The organism is Dactylosporangium sp. NPDC051485 (assembly GCF_040682015.1).
Classification (GTDB): Bacteria; Actinomycetota; Actinomycetes; order Mycobacteriales; family Micromonosporaceae; genus Dactylosporangium.
Genome location: NZ_JBFAZW010000039.1, coordinates 23,597 through 43,176, shown reverse-complemented (window position 1 = coordinate 43,176; position 19,580 = coordinate 23,597). Strand labels below are relative to the sequence as shown.

General features: G+C 71.5%; 15 protein-coding genes. 6 read left to right on the top strand and 9 right to left on the bottom strand.

Features of this window, described 5'->3' with window-relative positions; genetic code table 11:
* Window positions 1-20: 20 nt before the first annotated feature.
* The 3 genes from AB0M46_RS22715 to AB0M46_RS22705 form a co-directional block, all read right to left on the bottom strand.
* Window positions 21-1,043, bottom strand: a complete 1,023-nt coding sequence (locus tag AB0M46_RS22715; RefSeq protein ID WP_363338941.1) for a glycosyltransferase family A protein — start codon at window positions 1,041-1,043, stop codon at window positions 21-23.
* On the bottom strand, window positions 1,040-2,098 hold the full coding sequence (locus AB0M46_RS22710; RefSeq protein WP_363338940.1) for a histidinol-phosphate transaminase: 1,059 nt from the start codon (window positions 2,096-2,098) through the stop codon (window positions 1,040-1,042). Before AB0M46_RS22710 ends, AB0M46_RS22715 begins: the two co-directional genes overlap by 4 nt.
* Before the next feature lie 101 nt (window positions 2,099-2,199).
* A complete protein-coding gene (locus tag AB0M46_RS22705; protein ID WP_363338939.1) occupies window positions 2,200-2,985 on the bottom strand; it encodes a PIG-L family deacetylase in 786 nt (261 codons plus the stop codon).
* Window positions 2,986-3,408: 423 nt separating this feature from the next.
* On the opposite strand from AB0M46_RS22705, the gene AB0M46_RS22700 reads away from it, so the two are divergent.
* Window positions 3,409-3,831: an ArsR family transcriptional regulator gene (locus tag AB0M46_RS22700; protein WP_363338938.1), complete on the top strand. Its 423-nt coding sequence runs from the start codon at window positions 3,409-3,411 to the stop codon at window positions 3,829-3,831.
* Between the two features lie 260 nt (window positions 3,832-4,091).
* On the opposite strand, the gene AB0M46_RS22695 is transcribed toward AB0M46_RS22700, so the two are convergent.
* The gene (locus AB0M46_RS22695; RefSeq protein WP_363338937.1) at window positions 4,092-5,363 is read right to left on the bottom strand and encodes a D-alanyl-D-alanine carboxypeptidase; all 1,272 of its coding nucleotides are present in this window, start codon (window positions 5,361-5,363) and stop codon (window positions 4,092-4,094) included.
* A 479-nt stretch (window positions 5,364-5,842) separates the two neighbouring features.
* Here AB0M46_RS22695 and AB0M46_RS22690 point away from each other — a divergent pair, with 479 nt between their 5' ends.
* The 3 genes from AB0M46_RS22690 to AB0M46_RS22680 all read left to right on the top strand — a co-directional run bounded on the left by AB0M46_RS22690 (window position 5,843) and on the right by AB0M46_RS22680 (window position 10,927).
* Complete coding sequence (locus AB0M46_RS22690; RefSeq protein WP_363338936.1) at window positions 5,843-6,796, top strand: ABC transporter ATP-binding protein; 954 nt, start codon at window positions 5,843-5,845, stop codon at window positions 6,794-6,796.
* Complete coding sequence (locus tag AB0M46_RS22685; protein WP_363338935.1) at window positions 6,793-8,160, top strand: ABC transporter permease; 1,368 nt, start codon at window positions 6,793-6,795, stop codon at window positions 8,158-8,160. The genes AB0M46_RS22690 and AB0M46_RS22685 overlap by 4 nt, the downstream gene beginning before the upstream one ends.
* A gap of 79 nt (window positions 8,161-8,239) precedes the next feature.
* Entirely contained in the window at window positions 8,240-10,927 is a 2,688-nt protein-coding gene (locus tag AB0M46_RS22680; protein WP_363338934.1) for an alkaline phosphatase family protein, read from the top strand.
* A 147-nt stretch (window positions 10,928-11,074) separates the two neighbouring features.
* Here the strand turns inward: AB0M46_RS22680 and AB0M46_RS22675 are convergent, their stop codons facing one another.
* Window positions 11,075-12,517 (bottom strand): MFS transporter, encoded by a 1,443-nt coding sequence (locus tag AB0M46_RS22675; protein ID WP_363338933.1) that lies wholly within the window; start codon window positions 12,515-12,517, stop codon window positions 11,075-11,077.
* A gap of 116 nt (window positions 12,518-12,633) precedes the next feature.
* Between AB0M46_RS22675 and AB0M46_RS22670 the strand changes: the two genes are divergently transcribed.
* On the top strand, window positions 12,634-13,563 hold the full coding sequence (locus tag AB0M46_RS22670) for a helix-turn-helix transcriptional regulator (protein ID WP_363338932.1): 930 nt from the start codon (window positions 12,634-12,636) through the stop codon (window positions 13,561-13,563).
* A gap of 24 nt (window positions 13,564-13,587) precedes the next feature.
* Here AB0M46_RS22670 and AB0M46_RS22665 read toward each other — a convergent pair whose 3' ends face one another.
* The gene (locus AB0M46_RS22665; protein ID WP_363338931.1) at window positions 13,588-14,367 is read right to left on the bottom strand and encodes an NAD(P)H-dependent oxidoreductase; all 780 of its coding nucleotides are present in this window, start codon (window positions 14,365-14,367) and stop codon (window positions 13,588-13,590) included.
* A 143-nt stretch (window positions 14,368-14,510) separates the two neighbouring features.
* On the opposite strand from AB0M46_RS22665, the gene AB0M46_RS22660 reads away from it, so the two are divergent.
* Window positions 14,511-15,359 carry a helix-turn-helix transcriptional regulator gene (locus AB0M46_RS22660; RefSeq protein ID WP_363338930.1) on the top strand — a complete coding sequence of 283 codons (849 nt, stop codon included), beginning with the start codon at window positions 14,511-14,513 and terminating at the stop codon, window positions 15,357-15,359.
* A gap of 18 nt (window positions 15,360-15,377) precedes the next feature.
* Here the strand turns inward: AB0M46_RS22660 and AB0M46_RS22655 are convergent, their stop codons facing one another.
* The 3 genes from AB0M46_RS22655 to AB0M46_RS22645 all read right to left on the bottom strand — a co-directional run bounded on the left by AB0M46_RS22655 (window position 15,378) and on the right by AB0M46_RS22645 (window position 19,525).
* On the bottom strand, window positions 15,378-16,388 hold the full coding sequence (locus AB0M46_RS22655) for a hypothetical protein (RefSeq protein ID WP_363338929.1): 1,011 nt from the start codon (window positions 16,386-16,388) through the stop codon (window positions 15,378-15,380).
* A gap of 76 nt (window positions 16,389-16,464) precedes the next feature.
* Window positions 16,465-19,188, bottom strand: coding sequence for a magnesium-translocating P-type ATPase (gene mgtA, locus AB0M46_RS22650; protein WP_363338928.1), 2,724 nt, complete (start codon window positions 19,186-19,188; stop codon window positions 16,465-16,467).
* Window positions 19,172-19,525, bottom strand: a complete 354-nt coding sequence (locus AB0M46_RS22645) for a metalloregulator ArsR/SmtB family transcription factor (protein WP_363338927.1) — start codon at window positions 19,523-19,525, stop codon at window positions 19,172-19,174. Before AB0M46_RS22645 ends, mgtA begins: the two co-directional genes overlap by 17 nt.
* Between the last annotated feature and the right edge of the window lie 55 nt (window positions 19,526-19,580).

The window sequence follows — 19,580 nt, the reverse complement described above, 5'->3', positions numbered from 1 at the left end:
AGGTACTCGCTGAGCATCATCTACGCCACCTCAGTTCCGCAGGACAGTTCCTCGCGAATGCCGGTGAACCGGCCGTACAGGGTGATCTGTCGGTAGGCCTCGCGCGCCTCAGCGACAAGGTCGCGCAGGGCGAGCAGCGGGTACCGGGGGCGTCGGGCCGCGGACCAGCGCGACTCGAGGCGGCGCGCGTGGCGCAGCAGGCCGGCGACGTCCACGTCGGACGGGAACCACAGCTCTCCGGTCGTGGTCGCGGCGACGCCCACGGGCATGGTGTCCTCGATCGCCGGGTGCAGGCGCACGAAGCTGACCGCGGACCGGCCCAGCTCGACCGACTGCCGCAGCACCGCCGCGGGCGACAGCACCTTCAGGTGGTACGCCTTGACGTCGGCCAGCGCGAACTCGACCCCCGCACCGGCCGCCCGCACCGCGAACTCGACGTCCTCGTAGCCGTAGCGCGGAAACTCCGCGTCGAAGCCGCCGATCCGCTCGAAGGCCTCGCGGGAGATGGCGAATCCGCACGAGACGAAGTGCCGGAAGCCGAGCGGGCCGAGCCGCCGCTGACGCCGGAAGGCCCGGAAGTACGCCGCGACGTCCAGCAGGTGGGTGCCGAGCGAGCGCGGGGCGCCGGGCGGGAACACCACGTCGGCCATCACGATCGTGCCCGGCCGCATCCGGGAGGCGTTCAGCAGTGCCGCCACCGCGCCCGGGGTGAACTCCACGTCGGAGTCGGCGAACAGCAGCGTCCGGCCCCGGGCCAGCGCCGCGCCCACGTTGCGGCTGAGCCCGCGGTTGGCGACCGGGAGGCCGGCGTACCGCACCGGGAACGGCAGCCCGGCGGCCTCCAGCCAGCGCTGGTTGGAGCGGGTGGGGTTGTCGACCACCACCACCTCGACCCGCCCGGCGGCCAGGTCCTGCGCCGCGATCGAGGCGAGCAACCGGCCGAGCTGGCGCCGCCGGGCGCGCACCGGCACCACGATGGACGCCTCGGGCGGTCGGGTGCCGCCGTGGTCGCCGAAGGTGCGGGCCTCCGTGATCGCGGTCACGAGCGGTTGCCCATATGTCGAGGTACCGCACCCGCGCTGTCCGGCCGCCGGCCCGTCCGGGCCGCCAGCTCACCGAGGGCGTCGGCGACGCGGCGCATGTCGTCCGGCCGGCCGGCCGCGATCCGGACGTGCTGCGGGAAGCCGAGCGCGGTGCCGCCGCGGATCCGGATGCGCCGGCGGGCCAGGGCGTCCGTCACCAGCTCGGCCGGCAGCGGGGTGTGCACCAGGGCGAAGTTGGCGGCGGTCGGCCCGGCGCTGGCCCACTGCGTGCCGTCGAGCGCGGATCGGAAGTCGTCCAGCACCGATCGGGTGGCGACGCGCACCCGGTCGGCGAAGACCCCGTCGCGCAGGCTCGCCTCGGCGGCCGCGAGGGCGACCCGGTTGACGTTGAAGACCAGCACGTTCTTCAGCCGACGCAGATGCTCGGCCAGCGCCGGGGTGGTGATCGCGTAGCCGCACCGCAGACCGGCCAGGCCGTGTAGCTTGGAGAACGTCCGGAGCACCACCAGCGGCGCGCCGTCGCGGACATGCGGCACCGCGGAACGGGTCTGCGCCGAGGTGGCGAACTCGATGTAGGCCTCGTCCAGCACCAGGGAGGCGCCGGCCGCGGCCACGGCGTGCACGATCGCGTCCACGTCCGGCGGTCGCAGGGCGGTGCCGGTCGGGTTGTGCGGGTTGCAGAGGTAGACGACCGCGCCCGGCCGCACCGAGGCAATGACCGCGTCGACGTCGATGCGGCCATCGCGCAGCGCAACGGTGCACAGCGGCGCGTTGGCGGCTGCGACGGCGTGCGCGTGACCGGCGTACGTGTTGGCGGTGACCACACCACCGCAGTCCGGATCCACCAGCGACAGCGCCGAGAGCAGCAGCAGTTCGTCGATGCCGTTGCCGAGCACCACCTGCCCGGCGGCCACCCCGTGCGCGGCGGCGATCGCGCCGGCCAGGGCCTCGCCGCGTGGATCCGGATACCGGTCCAGGTCGGCGACCGCGGCCTCGGCGGCGTGGCGCGCAGCCGGGCTGCATCCGAAGCTGCTTTCGCTGAGGCTCAGCCGCACCCAGCCCGGCTCGTCGCGGTAGTGGTCACCCCCGGTGAACGGCGGCAGGGGTCGGCCCGGGTGATAGGGCGTCGCGGCGGTGGTCGGCGACGAAATCGGAATCAGCCCCTCTCGGTTCCGCGGGATGACGGCACCGGCTCGGCGGCGAGCGCCGCGGCCGGCCACATCGGTTCGGCCGTGCCCAGCAGCGTGCGGCGGCCGGCGGCGTGGGCGAGCATGGAGTCGCCCCAGTGCGGGTCGTCCGGCCACAGACCGCGCACTTGCGAGCCGTAGTGGGCGACGGCCGCGAGCTTGCTTCGCAGATGCCGGTCGGTGGTTCGGACGGCGTCGGTGACCTCCGCCGCTGGAGGCGCGGTGCCGTACGCGTACGGGATGTCCTCCCACAGGGTCAGCGACGGGCCGCACACGCGCTGGGCGGCCGCACGGACGAGCCGATGGTCAACATGCCCGCCCACCGCGGCACAGGTCCACACCTCGGTGGGCGCAAGCGTGTCGAGCAGATCGCCCAGGTGCCGCTCGATCGCCGCGCACAGGTCGGGCTCTGCGGGCCAGCCGGGGATGCTCGCCGCGCCGGGGCGGTCGTACGGCCAACGGTCACCGACGCGCCGGTAGAGGCAGTCGACCAGCGGCAGGTGGCGGTGCTCGGCGCGCAGCAGGGCGGTCGCCGCCCTGTCCTCGGCCCGCCGGGTGGCGACCGCGTCGTCATCCGTGAGACCGCAGTGCCGGTGGAACGCCCGGCCGGCCGGTGACCGGGAATCCGGCGGGTCGCCGGCCAGGACGGTGCAGACCACGACCCGGTGGCCGGCCTCCACGGCGGCCAGGATCGACGCTCCTACCGAGAACACCGCATCGTCCAGATGCGGCGACAGGGCCAGAATCACCGGCATCCAATTCCCCCGTGAGCGCCTCAGAAATAGGCTTCGCCTCGGACCCACAGGCCCGGGCAACACCTCCGTGTCCGGTCGGCCGTGGCGACCCGGCCGTTCAATGTCTACGGCTCCACGGCAGCCCGCGCAACGCCATGACGCGCGCGGTCGGGGCCGCGTTCGGAGCCCAAGGCCGCGGCGCCGGTCCGACCGGACCCGAAATACAACCGCGGAGATCCGCACTTGCCCACCGTCAGCGATCGCCTATGGTGTGAAAGGGCGGCGCCGCACCGGCCGCGGCCACGATGCTGTCTTCGTCGCGCCACCTCAGCGGCGAGCGGGCCGCCGGCGCCGATGTTTGCCGTCCGGGCCGGCGCGATCGGCCACTGTGGACAATAGTGGTCAGCCGTCGCCGTCCTCGGCGGGCCAGACCGCCTGCCGCACGTGCCGGTCGGCAAGCAGCTGCAGGCGGTCGACCTGGTGCAGGTCGCCGGGACGCGCATCGTCTCCGGCATCGTGGAGCACCGCTACCGGGCCGCCCACGTCGGCCTGCGACTCAGCCACGACCTGTTCCGCTCGCCGGCGCAGCGCAGTCAGGTGGCCCAGGCGGTCGCCGCCACGTTCGACACCTTCCGGGACACCTTCCTGGCGCATGTCGGGGCGGGCCGGGTCGGCTTCGACGAGAAGTCCGCCGACGCCGGCACCGCGCCGATCGTCAGCGCCATCGACACGCGCATGCCGGCCGCCCGGGCGGCGGAGTTCCGGGCCCGCCTGCAGGCGCTGCTGGAGGAGTTCGACGACGAGCCGACCGCGGATGCCACGGTGCCGGTCGAGCTGCTGTGCGTCTTCAGCACGCCGAACGCCTGACGCCCGCGACGCCGGACGAGCCGGCCACCCGCCGCGACGGGCACCTCCCGCCGGTCGAGATCAGCGCCCCACCGACAGCACCGCCGCCCTTCTTCCACGGGACCAACCAGGCGGTCGCCCGCGGAAGCGTTGCGGGGAAGGACAGAGGCGGACTCGCGTGCTCGAAGCAACAATGCAGGGCCCTAGATCACGTGCTCGAGCGTCGGCGCGTAGGGCCGCAAGAGCCGGGTGCCGCGACGGCTCGTCGCGGCACCCGGTGCTCACACGTGCGTGATTCTCTCCCACCGGCTGGGCGGCTTGAGCGTGTGCGTGGCCTGCAGGGCGGCGGTCACGACCGTGTCCGAGGCGGTGAGCTTGAGCGCGCCGACGCCGGCGCCCGCCGCGATGCGGCCCCGCACGCTGCCCACCGTCTCGATCCGGTAGGTCAGGCCGGGCCAGCCGAGCACGTTCACGTCGCCGCTCGGGGCGAGCGTCGTGCTCCTGCCCATCGGGCCACGGACGGTCGCTACCACGTCGCCGGCGCCCACGACCCGGTACTGGTGCAGCAGGCCACTGCTGGCCTGGATCAGGCGACGGCTGGCCTCGAAGGCGTCGCTCATGTTCGGGCCGGGTGCGAGCACGGCGCCGATGACCTTGAACCGGTGCCCTTCCGCGGAGATCTCGGCCGCGAAGAGCAGGCAGCCGCCGGCCTCGTCGGTGGAGCCGGTCTTGATGCCGATGATCCCGTCCTGGTACAGCTGCGTGTTGACGTTGCTGACCTGCCCGACGACGGGGAGCGCGGCCTGCGGCATCGCCACGATCTGGGCGAACACCGGCATCTGCATCGCCAGCCGGCCCAGGATGACCTGGTCGGCGGCGGTGCTGACGGTGGCCGCTTCGAGTCCGGACGGGTCGGTGTAGTGCGTGTTCGCCATCCCGAGCTGGGCCGCGGCCTGGTTCATCTTGGTCACGAACGCGGCGTTGTCACCGGCGTCCCACCGGGCGAGGATGCGGGCGATGTTGTTGGCCGAGGGCAGGAGCAGTCCCACGAGCGCCTGTCGCTCGGTGAGCGTCTCGCCGGCCACCACCCGGACCAGCGACTCGCCGGAGGCGAGCTGGGACGGGTAGGCGGCGGCCTCCTCGGCCGAGACGGTCAGCGTGGGGCCGTCCTCGTCCAGGCGCAGGGGATGGTCCCGCAGGATGAGGTACGCGGTCATCACCTTGGCGACGCTGGCGATCGGCACGGGTCGTGAACCGCCGAAGGTGCCCACCCGGCCGATTCCGTCGATCTCGACCGCCGCCTGCCCGGCCTTCGGCCACGGCAACACCGGCGCGGCGCCCGGGATCGTGTACGTCTGCGGGACGGTCTGCACGATCTGCGGCGCCGGCACCGACCGGGCCAGCCCGAACGTGACGAATCCGCCGGCGGTCAGCACCACGGCCGCCGCGGCCACAGACAGCCACAGCACTCGACGACGAGCCGGCGGCGGTGCGACCACCGGCTCCTGTTCCACACTGGTCTCGGTATTGGTCTCGGTACTGGTCTCGGTCAACCCGACCCTCCACGGCCCATCGCTCAACGAAGCCGCGGCGCGAACGCGGCATTGCGCGCGCTACCCGGTCCGACCGCTGGCTAACGTCCGAACCCAGCCTCGACTCCCGGCCGTCCGGAAGCTGGCGCCAGCCGGCCGCTCAGGCCGAGCGGGGTCGGCACACAGCGTGCCCATGTAGTCACAATCCGTTGGCGACAGCGATTGTCGGCATCGCACTGTGAGATGTACCGCAACCCTGTAATGCAATAGCGGCCCGCCCCGCTGTTTATCTGGGGAATGGTGCGCAAATCGGCGCCATGAATGCGCCAGAACAGGCCGCCACCAGCGAAGACTCCGAATCGTCAAAGCGCTTCCGGAGTACCGGCGTTGCGAATCCAATTTCGGCTGTCTCTTGTTTCAAAAACGTTCAACCAGCCGACCCTGATTGCGTTGATTGACGTCCCTAGGTTCCCTTCGCGGGCAACGAAAGAAGGTTTTCCATGGGCAAACTCCTCGCAGTCCGGGCTCGCAGGATCACCAAGTGTTTCGGCGAAGTCGTCGCGCTCGACGGCATCGATCTGGACGTGGCGCAGGGGCGGATTCACGGCCTCGTCGGACCGAACGGCGCCGGCAAGACGACCCTGCTCGGGCTCCTGCTGGGCCTGGCCGTCGCCGACAGCGGCCGCCTCGAGATCCTGGGTACGCCGGTCGGGCGGGGCGTCGCCGCTCCCGACGGTGTCGCCGGCTTCGTGGACGGACCCGGCCTCTACCCCTCGCTCACCGCCAGGCAGAACCTCGCCGCGCTGGCCGCTCTGCGCGGCCGCGACGCGCGGACGGCGGGGATCGACGACGTGCTCGACCAGGTCGGGCTCAGCGATGTCGCCGACGACCGGGCCAACGGCTTCTCCCTCGGCATGCGGCAGCGGCTCGGGCTCGCCGCCGCCCTGCTCACCAGACCCCGGCTGCTCGTGCTCGACGAACCCTCCAACGGCCTCGACCCGGCCGGCAAGCGGCACGTGCACCGGGTCCTCACCCGGCTGGCCGCGCAAGGCACCAGCGTCGTGCTCTCCAGCCACCGCATGGACGACCTCGAGGCGCTGTGCTCCGAGGTCACCATCCTCGCCACCGGACGGGTCGTCTTCTCCGGCCCGCTGAGCAAGCTGGCCGCCGAGAACCGCGACCTCGACTACCGGCTGATCACCTCCGACCCCCAGGCCGCCCGCCGGCTGGCGGGCGACACCGCCGGGATCCGCGTCGCCGGCGACGACGGGGCACAGCAGGACGGCGAGGTGCTCGTCGTGCGCGCGCTGGTGCCCGCCCTCGACGAACTGGTGGCGCGGCTCGTGCACGCGGGCATCGGGGTGCGCGAGCTCGCACCCGTGGTGTCGCCGCTCGAGGCCGCGTTCCTGGCCCTCACCGAGGCCCTCACCGAGCAGCAGGAGGCCGAACAATGACCGCGACCGTCGCCCTCGACGACGTCGACAAGGGCACCGGTGCTCGCCCCGTCTCGGTGGCGCGCGGCTACCGCTTCGAGCTGGTCAAGCTGGTTTCGCAATGGCGGATCCGGCTGCTGGTCCTCGCCTGCTGGATCGCGCCGGCGCTCTTCGTCGCCGCGGTGAGCCAGCAGAGCACGCTGCCCGTCGACACCCTCTTCGGTCGCTGGATGCACGCCACGGGGTGGGCCGGGCCGCTGGTGGTGCTCGGTTTCGCGGGCACCTGGGCGCTCCCGCTGCTGACCTCGGTGGTCGCCGGCGACGTGTTCGCCTCCGAGGACCGGCTCGGCACCTGGCGCCACCTGCTCGTGGCGGTCCGATCGCCGCGGCGGATCTTCGCGGCGAAGGCACTGGCCAGCCTCACCGTCATCCTGCTCCTCGTGGCCGGGCTGGCCTGTTCCAGCGCGGCCGGCGGGCTCGCGGCGGTCGGCAACCTGCCGCTGGTCGGCCTCGACGGGCACCTGCTGACGCCGGCGGACGCCGCCGGGAAGGTCCTGCTCGCCTGGGTCTGCGTGCTCGCCCCGACCCTGGCGCTCGCCGCGATCGGACTGCTCGGGTCGGTCGCGCTGGGGCGGTCCCCGATGGGACTGCTGCTGCCCGCGCTCGTCGCGCTCGTGATGCAGCTCGCCCAGATGCTGCCGCTGCCCGTCGCCGTGCGCCTCGCCCTGCCCGGCTACGCCTTCATCGCCTGGAACGGCCTGTTCACCGGCCCGGCACAGCTCGGCCCGCTCCTGATCGGCATCGTGGTCAGCCTGGCGTGGGCCGCGACCGCGACGGCGCTGGCGTACCTGCTCTTCCTGCGGCGCGACTTCACCAACCCGAGTTACGACGGCTCGGGGCGCCGCGCGGTCACCGCCGGAGCCCTGCCGCTCGCCGGGCTGCTCGCCGTGACGGTCGCGGTCGTCGCCTGGGCGACCCCGGCCACGGGCTCCGGGATCGAGCAGGACAAGGTGCAGCGCTCGGTCGCCACGGCGTTCGCCCACCTGTACCGCATCCAGACCAAGCAGCTCAACCGGCCCGACGTCACCGAAGCGCAGCTGCGGGTGACGGCGGCGTGCACCAAGGGCGGCGGCAAGATCGCCGCCGAGGGGCCGGGCAACGACTGGCGTTGCACCGTCTCGTGGCATCTCCCCGACGTCGAGGCCACCGGGACCGCCATCTACCAACTCGACGTCACCGCAGACGGGCGGTTCGTCGCTGACGGCGACGGACCGAAGGAAGTGAACGGCTACTTCCTGGTGCGCACCCCTACCGGGGACGCACCGAACCCGCTCTGGCAGTTCGACGGCAACGTCGAACTGCTCCACACCACCCGGAAGGGATAGCTCAATGCAAGTAACACGCCGTCGTCGGCGTGTCGAGAAGGACCCCCTAGGCCTTCTCGGTCGACGCATCATCCGCCGGATGCCGCTCGTCACGGCAGGCACCACCGCCGTTGCCGTCGTCGCCACCGGCACCGGCATCGGGTTCGCCCAGACGCACCAGTTCGGCACCGACCAGGTCGGGCAGCTCACCGACCAGGGCCTGGTCGTGTCCGCCAACCAGTACGTCAACCCGATCGGCGAGCGCCTCGTCATCAACAACGGCAAGATCATGTCGTCCTCGGTCAGCCCGGACGGCACCCACCTCGCGGCCTCGGTCACCGACGGTGGGATGGCGCTCGCCATCGTGGATCTCAAGAACTGGAAGGTACAGCAGCTCGTCGGCAACAGCGCGGCGGCGAACCTGCGCATCAGCGGCAACGACGTGGGCCAGGAAGGCCCCACGTACTCGCCCGACGGTTCGCAGCTGTGGCTGGGCCAGGCCGACGGCTACCGCAAGTTCACCGTGAACCCGGACGGCAGCCTCGCCAACCCGACGTTCATCAATATCGCGGCGAACGGGTCCAAGCGCGCACTGGTGGGCGAGGCGGTGTTCTCCCCCGACGGCTCCACCGTGTACTCGGCCGTCAACGGCCAGAACCGCGTCGTCGCCATCGACACGGCGACCGGGACCATCAAGCAGAGCTGGGCCGTGGGCAACGCCCCGCGTGACCTGATCATGGTCGGCGGGAAGCTCTACGTCAGCAACGAAGGCGGGCGTCCGGCGAAGCCGGGCGAGCCGACGATCAACTCGTACGGCACCCAGGTGCTGGCCGACCAGGTGACCGCCGCCACCCTCAGCGGCACGGTCAGCGTCATCGACCCGGCGAACCCGGCGGCGGCCGTCGCGAGCATCGACGTCGGCCTGCACCCGACCGCTCTGTACGCCAAGAACGGGGCGCTGTTCGTCACCAACACGGCCACCAACGACGTGTCGGTCATCGACACGGCGAGCGACAAGGTGGTCCAGACCATCGCGACCCAGCCGTGGCCGGAGGCCTCGGTGGGCTACGAGCCCGACGCGGTGACGCTCACCGACGACGGTCACCTGCTGGTGACGCTCGGCCGCGCCAACGCGGTCGCCGTCTACCGGTACAAGACCCCGCTGGAGCCGGTCAGCTACGTCGGCCTGCTCCCGACGGACTACTTCCCCGCGGAGATCGCCACCGTCGGCAACGACGTCGTGGTCTCCAACACCCGCGGTATCGACGCCCGCCGCCCCACCAACGCCGCCGGGCACGGCACCCACGACACGACGTCGAGCCTGCAGCGGTTCAAGCTGCCCAGCGACGGCGTCATCAAGTCCGAGACCGGCAAGGTCTTCACCCAGAACGGCTGGCACGGCGGCTCGGTCACGCTGACCGAGGGCAACACCAACAAGAAGCCGGTGCCGGTCCCGCTGAAGCTCGGCGAGCCCTCGACGATCAAGCACGTCTTCCTGATCGTCAAGGAGAACCGGACCTACGACCAGGTCTTCGGTGACATCCCGCAGGGCAACGGCGACCCGGCGCTGGCCCAGTTCGGCGAGAACGTGACGCCGAACCAGCACGCGCTGGCCAAGCAGTTCGGGTTGTACGACAACACGTACGACATCGGCACGAACTCCGCCGAGGGTCACAACTGGCTGATGCAGGCCGACAACCCCGAGTACACCGAGTCCTCGGCCGGTGAGTACCTGCGCAGCTACGACACCGAGGACGACGCGCTCGGCCACCAGACCACCGGCTTCATCTGGACCGGTGCGCAGGCGGCCGGCAAGACCGTGCGCAACTTCGGTGAGTTCCACCAGTTCCTGACCAAGCCGGCCGGCGCGACCTGGCAGAACCTGTACTGCGACGCCAAGAACATGGCGGCGACCGGGCAGGACACCGCCTACCGCCTCGTGTCGTCGTCGCCGATCCCGTCGCTCAACAGCGTGTCGGTGCCCGGCTTCCCGAAGTACGACCTCAACGTCCCGGACGTCTACCGGTACGAGATCTGGAATCGTGACTTCGAGCAGAACGGCCCGGCCAACCTGAACATGTTCTGGCTGTCCAGCGACCACACCGGCGGTCCGGCGAACGCGGCCGCTCAGGTCGCCGACAACGACCTCGCGGTCGGCAAGATCGTCGACAAGATCTCGCACAGCCCGTACTGGAAGGACTCGGCGATCTTCGTCGTCGAGGACGACTCCCAGGCCGGCCTCGACCATGTCGACGGCCACCGTGCCCCGATCCAGATCATCAGCCCCTGGGCCAGGCACGGCGTCGTCGACAGCCACTACTACTCGCAGATCACGATGATCCGGACCATCGAGCAGATCCTCGGGATCAAGCCGATGAACCAGAAGGACAGCGCGGCCAGCCCGATGCGTGGGGCGTTCACCCAGAACGCTGACCTCACACCGTTCACCGTGGTGCCCAACCGGACCTCGCTGACCGCGGGTCTGAAGACCCTGCCCGCCTGCGGCGCGGACGTTCCCGCGGCGCAGAACCCCATCGCCGCCGCCGCGCCACTGGCGACGGTACCGGCGGACAAGCAGGCGGTCGCGGCGACGTGGGACAACTGGAAGTCGCAGCAGCGGCTCACCGGCCCCGACGCCAGGGCCGACTTCGCGAACCCCGCGCAGATGAACCACCTCACGTGGTACGAGGCGCACGACTGGACCCAGCCGTACCCGGGCGAGGACACGATCGTCGCGCCGGAGGACGTGCCGGGTGCCTACATCCCGTCGCCGGAGTCCGACGGCTGACGTAGGGTGATCTGACACAGGGGCCCCTGGCCGGCGTGACCCGCTGGCCAGGGGCTCTGCCGTTCCCGGCTGACCCGCCCTCCTGAAGCGCAGAGCGGGCCTCCCCGCGCAGGCCCAATCGGGCGGGGAGGCCCGCATCCACGTCGGTCATGCCGTCGGGGTGTGGCCGGGGGCCGGCTTCGGCGTGCGCAGGAACACCGCGATCAGCGCCGCCGTCACCAGGCACAGCGCGGCGTTGACCGCGATCGTGGTACGCAGGGCCGTCAGCGTGCTGGCCACGGTCTCGTCACCCAGCGAGTGCAGCGTGGCAGCGACGATCGCCGACATGATCGGGATGCCCATCGTGATGCCGATCTGCTGACTCATCGTCGCCAGGCCCGTGGCCAGGCCCTGCTCGCGGTCGGGCAGGCCGGAGGTCGTGGTCACCATGAACCCGACGATGGCCACCAGGTTGGCCACGCCGCCGACGAACGTGGCGGCGAGCAGCAGCGGCATCCAGGTCGCCGAGTCGCCCAGCGCGAGCAGGGCAAGTGTGGCCACGGACTGCACCAGGAAGCCCGCGACGAGGGCGCGGACGCTGCCGAGGCGGCCGATGACCTTCGGGCCGAGCATGCCGCCGATGACCGTGCCGGCGCCGAGTACCGCGAACGACAGTCCGGCGGCCAGCGGCGAGAAGCCGAGCACCTTCTGCAGGTACAGCGTGAGCAGGAAGACGAGCGAGGTCTCGGTGGCGAACGCCAGCAGGCCGGCGACGTTGCCCCAGCCGACGGTGCGCCGGCGCATGATGTCCACCGGCACCAGCGGCGCCTCAACCCGCCGCTCCACCTGCCAGAAGATCGCCAGCAGCGCGATGCCGGCCACGATGAACCCCAGGGCCGGCGGATGCGTCCACGAGCGCTGGCCGGCGGTGGTCAGCCCGTAGACGATCGCGAGCAGGCCGAGGGTGACCGTGATCGCGCCCGGCAGGTCGAGGCGGGGCCGGTTGTCCGGACGGCTCTCGGCGAGCACCAGTGGCGCCACGAGCAGCACCGCCACGGCCACCGCGACGTTGACGAAGAACGCCCAGCGCCAGGAGAGCAGGTCCGTGAGCAGGCCGCCGAGGATCGCTCCGGTGGTGAAGCCGGCCGCCATCAGCGCGCCGTTGAGACCCAGGGCCCGCTCCCGGCGCGGCCCTTCCGGGAAGGAGGTCGTGAGCAGCGACAGCGCGGCCGGCGTGACCGCGGCGGTCGCCAGGCCCTGCGCCACCCGCGCGGCCAGCAGCAGCACCGGCTCGTGGGCCAGGCCGCCGGCCAGCGACGACACGCCGAGCAGGGCGATGCCGCCGAGGAAGATCCGGCGCCGGCCGAACAGGTCGGCGATGCGGCCGAACAGCAGCGTGAAGCCGGCCGCGCACAGCGCGAACGCGGTCGCGATCCACTGCAGGTTGCTCAGCGAGAAGCCGACCTCGGCGCCGATCGCGGGCAGGGCGACGTTGAGGATCGAGAAGTCCACCGCGAGGGTGAAGCTGGCGGTGAGCAGGACGGTGAGCGAAAGCCGCTCACGCGTGCTCGTCGCCGCGGCGGCGGGTCGATCCATGTAGGTAGTGGTCATGAGAGCACCGTCGCGCTTGGGTGCGCGCCCAACCAGCCCACTGGCGAGCCTGGTCTGGTGCTGCCTGGTACTGACAAGGACAGGCAGAGCCACGTGAGGCGGAGCAATATTGACGCATGCGGAGTGATCACGGGGGCCGAACCGAGCTCGGCGACTTCCTGCGTACCCGACGGGCCCGAATCCGCCCGGAGGACGTCGGCCTGGTGTCGTACGGGCCACGTCGCGTGCCCGGCCTGCGGCGCGAGGAGCTGGCGCAGCTCGCCGGCGTGAGCGCGGTGTACTACACCCGGCTCGAGCAGGGACAGAGCACCAACGCGTCCGAGTCGGTGATCGAGTCGATCGCGCGGGCCTTGACCCTGACCGACGACGAGCGGCTCTACCTGCACGAACTGACCCGCCCACGCCCGGCGAAGAAGCGCCGGGCGGCCCGGCCGGACACGGCCCGGCCCGGCATCCGGCGACTGGTCGACGCGATGGGCGACGTGCCCGCGATCGTGCTGGGCCGGCGCAGCGAGGTGCTGGCGTGGAACGACCTCGGTCACCGGCTCATCGCCGGGCACTGCGACCGGACCTCGCCGGACCGCCCGGCAGACCGGCCAAACCTGACCCGGATGCTCTTCCTCGACCCGCACACGCGGGAGCTCTACCGGCGGTGGGACGAGGAGGCGAGCCGGTCGGTGGCGTCGCTGCGCGTGGTTGCCGGACGTTTCCCCGACGACGAGCCGCTGACCGCGCTGATCGGCGAGCTGACCGTGAAGAGCGGCGAGTTCGCCGCGCTGTGGGCCCGCCACCCGGTGCAGAGCTGCCTGAGCGGAACGAAGTACCTGTACCACCCCGAGGTCGGCGAGTGCGAGTTCGACTTCGAGGTGCTGCACCTGTCCGACGACTCCGGCCAGCGCCTGCTGACCTACACAGTCCACCCCGGCTCGCCGTCGGACTCAGCGTTGCGGCTGCTCAAGACTGAGCCGTGGCGCTCCACGGCGACGCCCAGCCGGCAGCGGCCGGAGGAGCGCGAGGGCAGCTCCTTCAGCCGCGCCACGCGCTGACCGCGAACGCGCCCGGGCCGGTGGCTAACCCCGCACGTGCAGGCTGAAACCTCTGCGGCCCGGACCTTCCAGGCCCTCCTTCAACCGCAGCGACGGGATCTCGTAGTCACCGAAGTTCTGGCGCCGGAACGCGATCGGCTCGGTCGTCTCCAGCGACAGCAGCCGCTCCCGCCACGCCTTCGCGACGTCGTCGAAGTCGTCGCCGGTGATCCGGTCGGAGCCGTACAGCACGAACGGTGGCAGCACCTCCACGCCCGGGTAGTACAGGATTCCGTGGTGGATCGGGAACAGCACGTCCTCGATCGGGCCGTTGATCCCGCGATCGGTGTAGTGGGACTCCGGGCCGCCGACGGTCACCGACAGCATCGCCCGCCGGCCCTGCAGCGTCCCCTCGCCGAACCGCTCGCCGTAGCGGGTCTCGTCGTGCACGCCGACGCCGTACGCGAAATGGAGGGAGAACACGCGGTCGACCCAGCCTTTGAGGATCGCCGGCATGGTGTACCACCACAGCGGGAACTGGAAGATCACCGTGTCGGCCCACAGCAGCTTCGCCTGCTCGGCCGCCACGTCGGGGGTGAGCGCGCCGGCGTCGTACGCCCGGCCCGAGCTCGCCGGCACCCGCAGCGGGTCGGTGGCGTGCCCGCCGAAGTCCGCCAGGTCCACCACGGCCTTCCAGCGCATCGCGTAGAGATCACTCACCCGCACCTCGTGCCCGGCGGCCTCGAGCGTGGACACGGCGAGGTCTTTCAGCGAGCCGTTCAGCGAGCGCGGCTCGGGGTGGGCGTAGACGATGAGCGTCTTCATGGCTGTTCCCTTCAACACGGTGGGTCGCCATCGATGCTCGGGGAGCCGGGGCCACGTCGTTCAGGGGCGCTTCGGCCATCGGACCGGACTTCCTGGTACCGGCAGGACCACCTTCACCGGCTCGAACGGAGCCATACTGAGGCATGGACGATCTTGCGGGCTTCCTGCGCACCCGCCGCTCCCGGGTCGACCCGTCCGTCGTCGGCATCCCCGCCGACACCCGCCGCCGCGTCGAGGGGCTGCGCCGCGAAGAGGTCGCCCACCTGTCGGGGGTCAGCGTCGACTATTACGTACGTCTGGAGCAGGGCCGGGCCACCCAGCCCTCCGAGCAGGTCCTCGACGCGCTGGCCCGGGTCCTCGGGCTCGACGAGACCGAGCGCGGGCATCTGTACCGGCTCGCCCGGCAGCGCCGCCGCCGCGCGAAGGCACCGAGCGGGCAACTGCGCCCGGAGCTCCGCCGCGTGCTCGACCTGGTCACCGACGCGCCCGCCGTGATCGTGGATCACCGGCTGGACGTGGCCGCCGGCAACCGCCTCGCCGGGCTCCTCTACGGCCGTCAGATGCCGGGGTTCAACACCGCCCGGCACATCTTCCTCGATGAGGCGGAGCGCGGCCTGTACGCCGACTGGGAGCACTGCACCCTCGACGTGGTGGGCCACCTCCGCCTGGCGGCCGGGAAGTACCCCGACGACCCGGGCCTGGCCACACTCATCGGCGAGCTGGCGATGGGCAGCCAGCGCTTCCGCCGCCTCTGGGCCCGCGCGGACGTGCGCGCCCGCACCCACGGATCGAAGGTCTACCGGCATCCGCTGGTCGGCCTGCTGGAGCTGCACCAGGAGAACTTCGCGCTGCCCGACGCGTCGGGCATGGAACTGCTGGTGCTCTCCGCGCCACCCGGAAGCCCCGCCGAGGACGGCCTGCGGCTGCTCAACGCGCTCGGTAGCGACAAGCCGTCCCCGGCGAATGGCCTGCCGATGACCCACCTGTCGTGAGCCGCAGGGCAGCAGGTGCTATTCGATACAGGGTTGCGGGCCGACCGTCGACGTGACGTTGTAATGCTCGTCAATGGTTACCAGCGTATTGCCCGACCAGTGCTGATGCGCACAGGTGTCCTCGGTCGACACGGCACCGTACGTCCAGGTGTTGTCGACAAACCGATTGTTCCGGATGGTCCAGTCCGGCCCCGAGTGCCACCAGGCGTCGACGATGTACGCTCCACCACCCATCAGGTTGTCGGTGGCCGTCACGTCGCTCAGGGCGGGGTCCGTGAGGTTGAGCATGTTGGTGGTCGGCACCTTGCGACCATCGAACGTGTTGTGGACCACCGTCAGGCCGACGCAGGGAACGCCCCCGCACACCGCTTGGACCCCATCGGAGTGGCTGCCGTCCGGCGGGGCGAGGGACGGAGGGTTATAGCAGTTTTCGACATAGGAATCGTAGATCTTGACGTTGCCGGGAGGGCCGAAACGGAAACCGTCGTCATGACCCCGGGAACGGACACGGACGGCCACATAGTTCGAGTCGTTGACGGCCGGCTGGCCGATGCAGCCGCTGGCCGGGCCGATCGTGGTGTCGGTGACGGTAAACGACCAACGTTGCGAGCCCTGATCGTTGTAGATCGTGCCGTCGATCTCAGAATTCTGGATCACCACGTTGTTGGCGCGGATAAAGACATTGCCAGTAATATGTTTGGCATTGACTACCTGGCCGGTGGTAGCGGCGGTGAAGTCGCCTTTGATGGTGGTCAGGACGGTGCCTTGAGGAACGCCGGTGCAGGCAGGCGTCGGGTATCTTGGCAGAGCACACGGGCCCGACGGGGGCGCACCTCCGACCGCGGGTCCGGGCGGAACGCCGGACGGGGACAACGGACTTCGTGGCCCGGCTGACGGCAGGTCCCGGGCAGCGTCCACCCTGGCAGCCGCAAGGTAGCTGGGCGCCTTCGCGATGAGGAATGCACAGCCGCCGAGCACAACGGCCGCGATCGCCCCGCCAGCAACTCTCCTGATGCGGGAACCGGTCATGAGCACCCCATCGCCACGCGACCTGCCGCCATTTGCGTCACAACGCAAATATAAACCCGCCCCCGATCGGCCCGGTTTACAACCAAGTCCGGAACACCCGCTGGTACAGGCGCTTGGCGGCCAGAAGGGCGGACGCGTAGACGGTGAGGATGCCGGCCAGCCAAAGGTAGTAGACGGCCGGCGGCGGCGACAGGCCCACGGCCGTGCCCAGCGGGGTGGCTACGAGGGCGAGGCTGAGCAGGAGCACCACGGCACTGGTGACCATGACCGGTCGCGCCGCCCACGACCAGCCGGAGATGCTGCCGCGGCCGCGGAGCAGGTGCACGGCGAGGATCTGGGTGAACAGGTTCTCCACGAACCAGGCCGCATGGAACAGCACCTGGCCGGCGGGGCTGACCTCGGCGCCCACGACGTGGTGCAGCACGGCGAACGTGACCAGGTCGGCCAGGCTGTTGATCGCGCCGAAGCACAGCACGAAGCGGCTCAGGTCCCGGGTGTTGAAGGTGCGAGGCCGCTGCCGCGCCGCCGGGTCGGTGTGGTCGAAGGCCAGGGACATCTGGGACAGGTCGAACAGCAGGTTCTGCAGCAGGATCTGTAGCGGCAGCATCGGCAGGAACGGGAGAAATGCGCCGGCGGCGACCACGGAGCAGACGTTGCCGACGTTGGACGAGACGGTGATCTTCACGTACTTGACGATGTTGGCGAAGGCGTGCCGGCCCGCCGACACCGCGTCGGTCAACGCCCCCAGGTCCTTGCCCGTCAGCAGGACCTCGCTGGATTGCCGCGCGATGTCCACGGCGTTCTCGACGCTCGCGCCGACGTCGGCGGCGTGCAGGGCGGGCGCGTCGTTGACGCCGTCGCCGACGTATCCGACGGTGTGCCCGGCCCGGCGCAGCGCGCTCACGATGCGGGCCTTCTGCCGCGCGTCGACCCGGGCGAACAGGGTGGTCCGCCGGGCGAGTGCCGCCAGCACCGGCTCGTCCAGCGCATCGATCTCGTATCCGCAGATCGGCACGCCCGGGTCGAGGCCGGCATCCTGGCAGATGCGCGCCGCGACCAGGGGGTGGTCGCCGGTGAGCACCTTGATCCGGACACCGTGCCCGGCCAGCGCGGAGAATGCCGCCGCGGTGCCGGGTTTGGCCTCGTCGAGCAGCCCGACGTAGCCGATCAGGGTCAGCGCGGTCTCGTCGGCGGGGCACAACGGCCGGCCGGTGGCCCTGCGGGTCTTGACCGCGACCGCGAGGGCGCGGACGCCGTCGGCGTGGAGCCGGTCGGCGAGCGCGTGCAGCCGTTGCCGTTGCCCGGCGTCGAGGGCCACGTCCCGGCCGTCGATGCGGGCATGGGTACAGCAGGCCAGCACGTGCTCGGCGGCGCCCTTGGTGATGAGCAGTTCCCGATCCCACTGCCCGGCCGTGCGCAGCACGACGGTGGCGCGGCGGCGGGCGCCGTCGAAGCCCAGCACCTGCCGGGCGGTGTATGCCTCCGCCGTGATGCCGGACTGCGGGGCGTGCTCGATCAGCGCCTCGTCGATCGCGTCGGCGATGGGTGCGTCCGCGTGCTGGAGTCCGAAGCAGGCGTTGAGGTGGGCGAGGCGAAGTGGCTCGGCGTCGGGCCGGCCGAGCGGGTCGAGGTGACACGCCACGGTGAGGCGGTCGACGGTGAGGGTGCCGGTCTTGTCGACGCACAGCACGTCCATCGCGCCCAGGTTGTGGACCGCCGGCAGCCGCTTCACCACGATGCCGCCCGCGCGCAGCGCGGACTGCGCGCGCACCAGCACGGTGGTGACGACCACGGGCAGCATCCCCGGCACGAGGCCGACCGCGCAGGCGACCGCGAACAGGCACGCCTGCAGCCAGGTGTCGTGCGAGAACGCGGTGACGGCCAGCACCGCCGCAACGGTGGCGAGCATCAACCGGATGAGGGTGACGGAGACGCCCGTGACGCCGCGTTCGAACGTGGTCCGCCCGCGCCGGTCCGGCAGGTGGTCGTGGCTCATGCCGAAGTAGGTTCCGGCACCCGTGGCGACGACCACCGCGGTCGCGCTCCCGCCGACCACCGTCGCGCCGAGCAGGCACAGCCGGGGATGCTCGAGCAGCGTGACGCTGGCGCCCGGGTCGAAGCCGGAGTCGTCCACGGCGCCGGCGGACGCGGTCAGCGTGGCGTGTTTGGTCACCGGAAGCGACTCTCCGGTGAGCAACGCCTGGCTGACCGCCAGGCCGTCGCAACGCAGCAGCAGGAGGTCGGCCGGCACGCTGTCGCCGCCCGCCAGCCGTACCACATCGCCCGGAACCAACTGGTCGGTCGGCACCTCCCGGGCGATCGGCGCCGCGCCGGGGCGGGCCCGCCGCAGCACGGTCGCCGTCGTGGCCGCCACACCCCCCAGGGCAGCCGCGGCGCGGTCCGCGCCATACTCCTGACGGGCCCGCAGCGCGCAGCTGATCGCCGCCAGGGTGCCGATCAGCGCGATCCCGGGGATGTCGCCGGTCAGTGCCGACACGATGCCCAGCACGACCAGGACCACCACGAACGGGTCGCGCACTGCCCGCATCAGGTGCGCCAGCGGGCCCCGCGCCGGCGTCGACGGCAGCGCGTTGTCGCCGTCGCGGGCGAGGCGTTCCTGGGCCTCCCGCTCGTCCAGGCCCTGCAGCGACGAGTCGAGCTCGCGCAGGGCCTGCAACGGCGCCATCCCGGCGAACCGCCGCAGCGGGGCGAACCGCGGGTCGAGGCCGGCCCGGCCGGGTGGGTCCGGCGGGCCGGCCGTCGCCTCCGCTGGGCTGAACGGGTCAGCCGCCGAGGCCATGCTGTGCTCCCTGGTGCGCCGCCGGGCCGCGCAGATGCGCGACCATCTCCCGGACGACCGCGACCAGGTGGGGATCGTTGATCAGGTACAACTGCCGGCGACCCTCCCGCCGGGCCTGGACCAGCCCTGCCAGCCGGAGCTTGGCCAGATGCTGGCTGACCACCTGTACCGTGGCCCCGACCTCGTCGGCGAGGGTGCTGACATCGCGTTCACCCGCGGCCAGCAGCCAGACGATGTGCAGCCGCACCGTGGCCGCGAGGATGCCGAACGTCGCCGCCGCCGACTGCAGCACCTCCGCCGAGATGTCCGTGGACTGTCCGCCGCGCGGGTTCGACACCTCCGACCTCCCCGGTCAACTCGCAAGTCCATACAGGCTACGGCCCCGCCGCCGC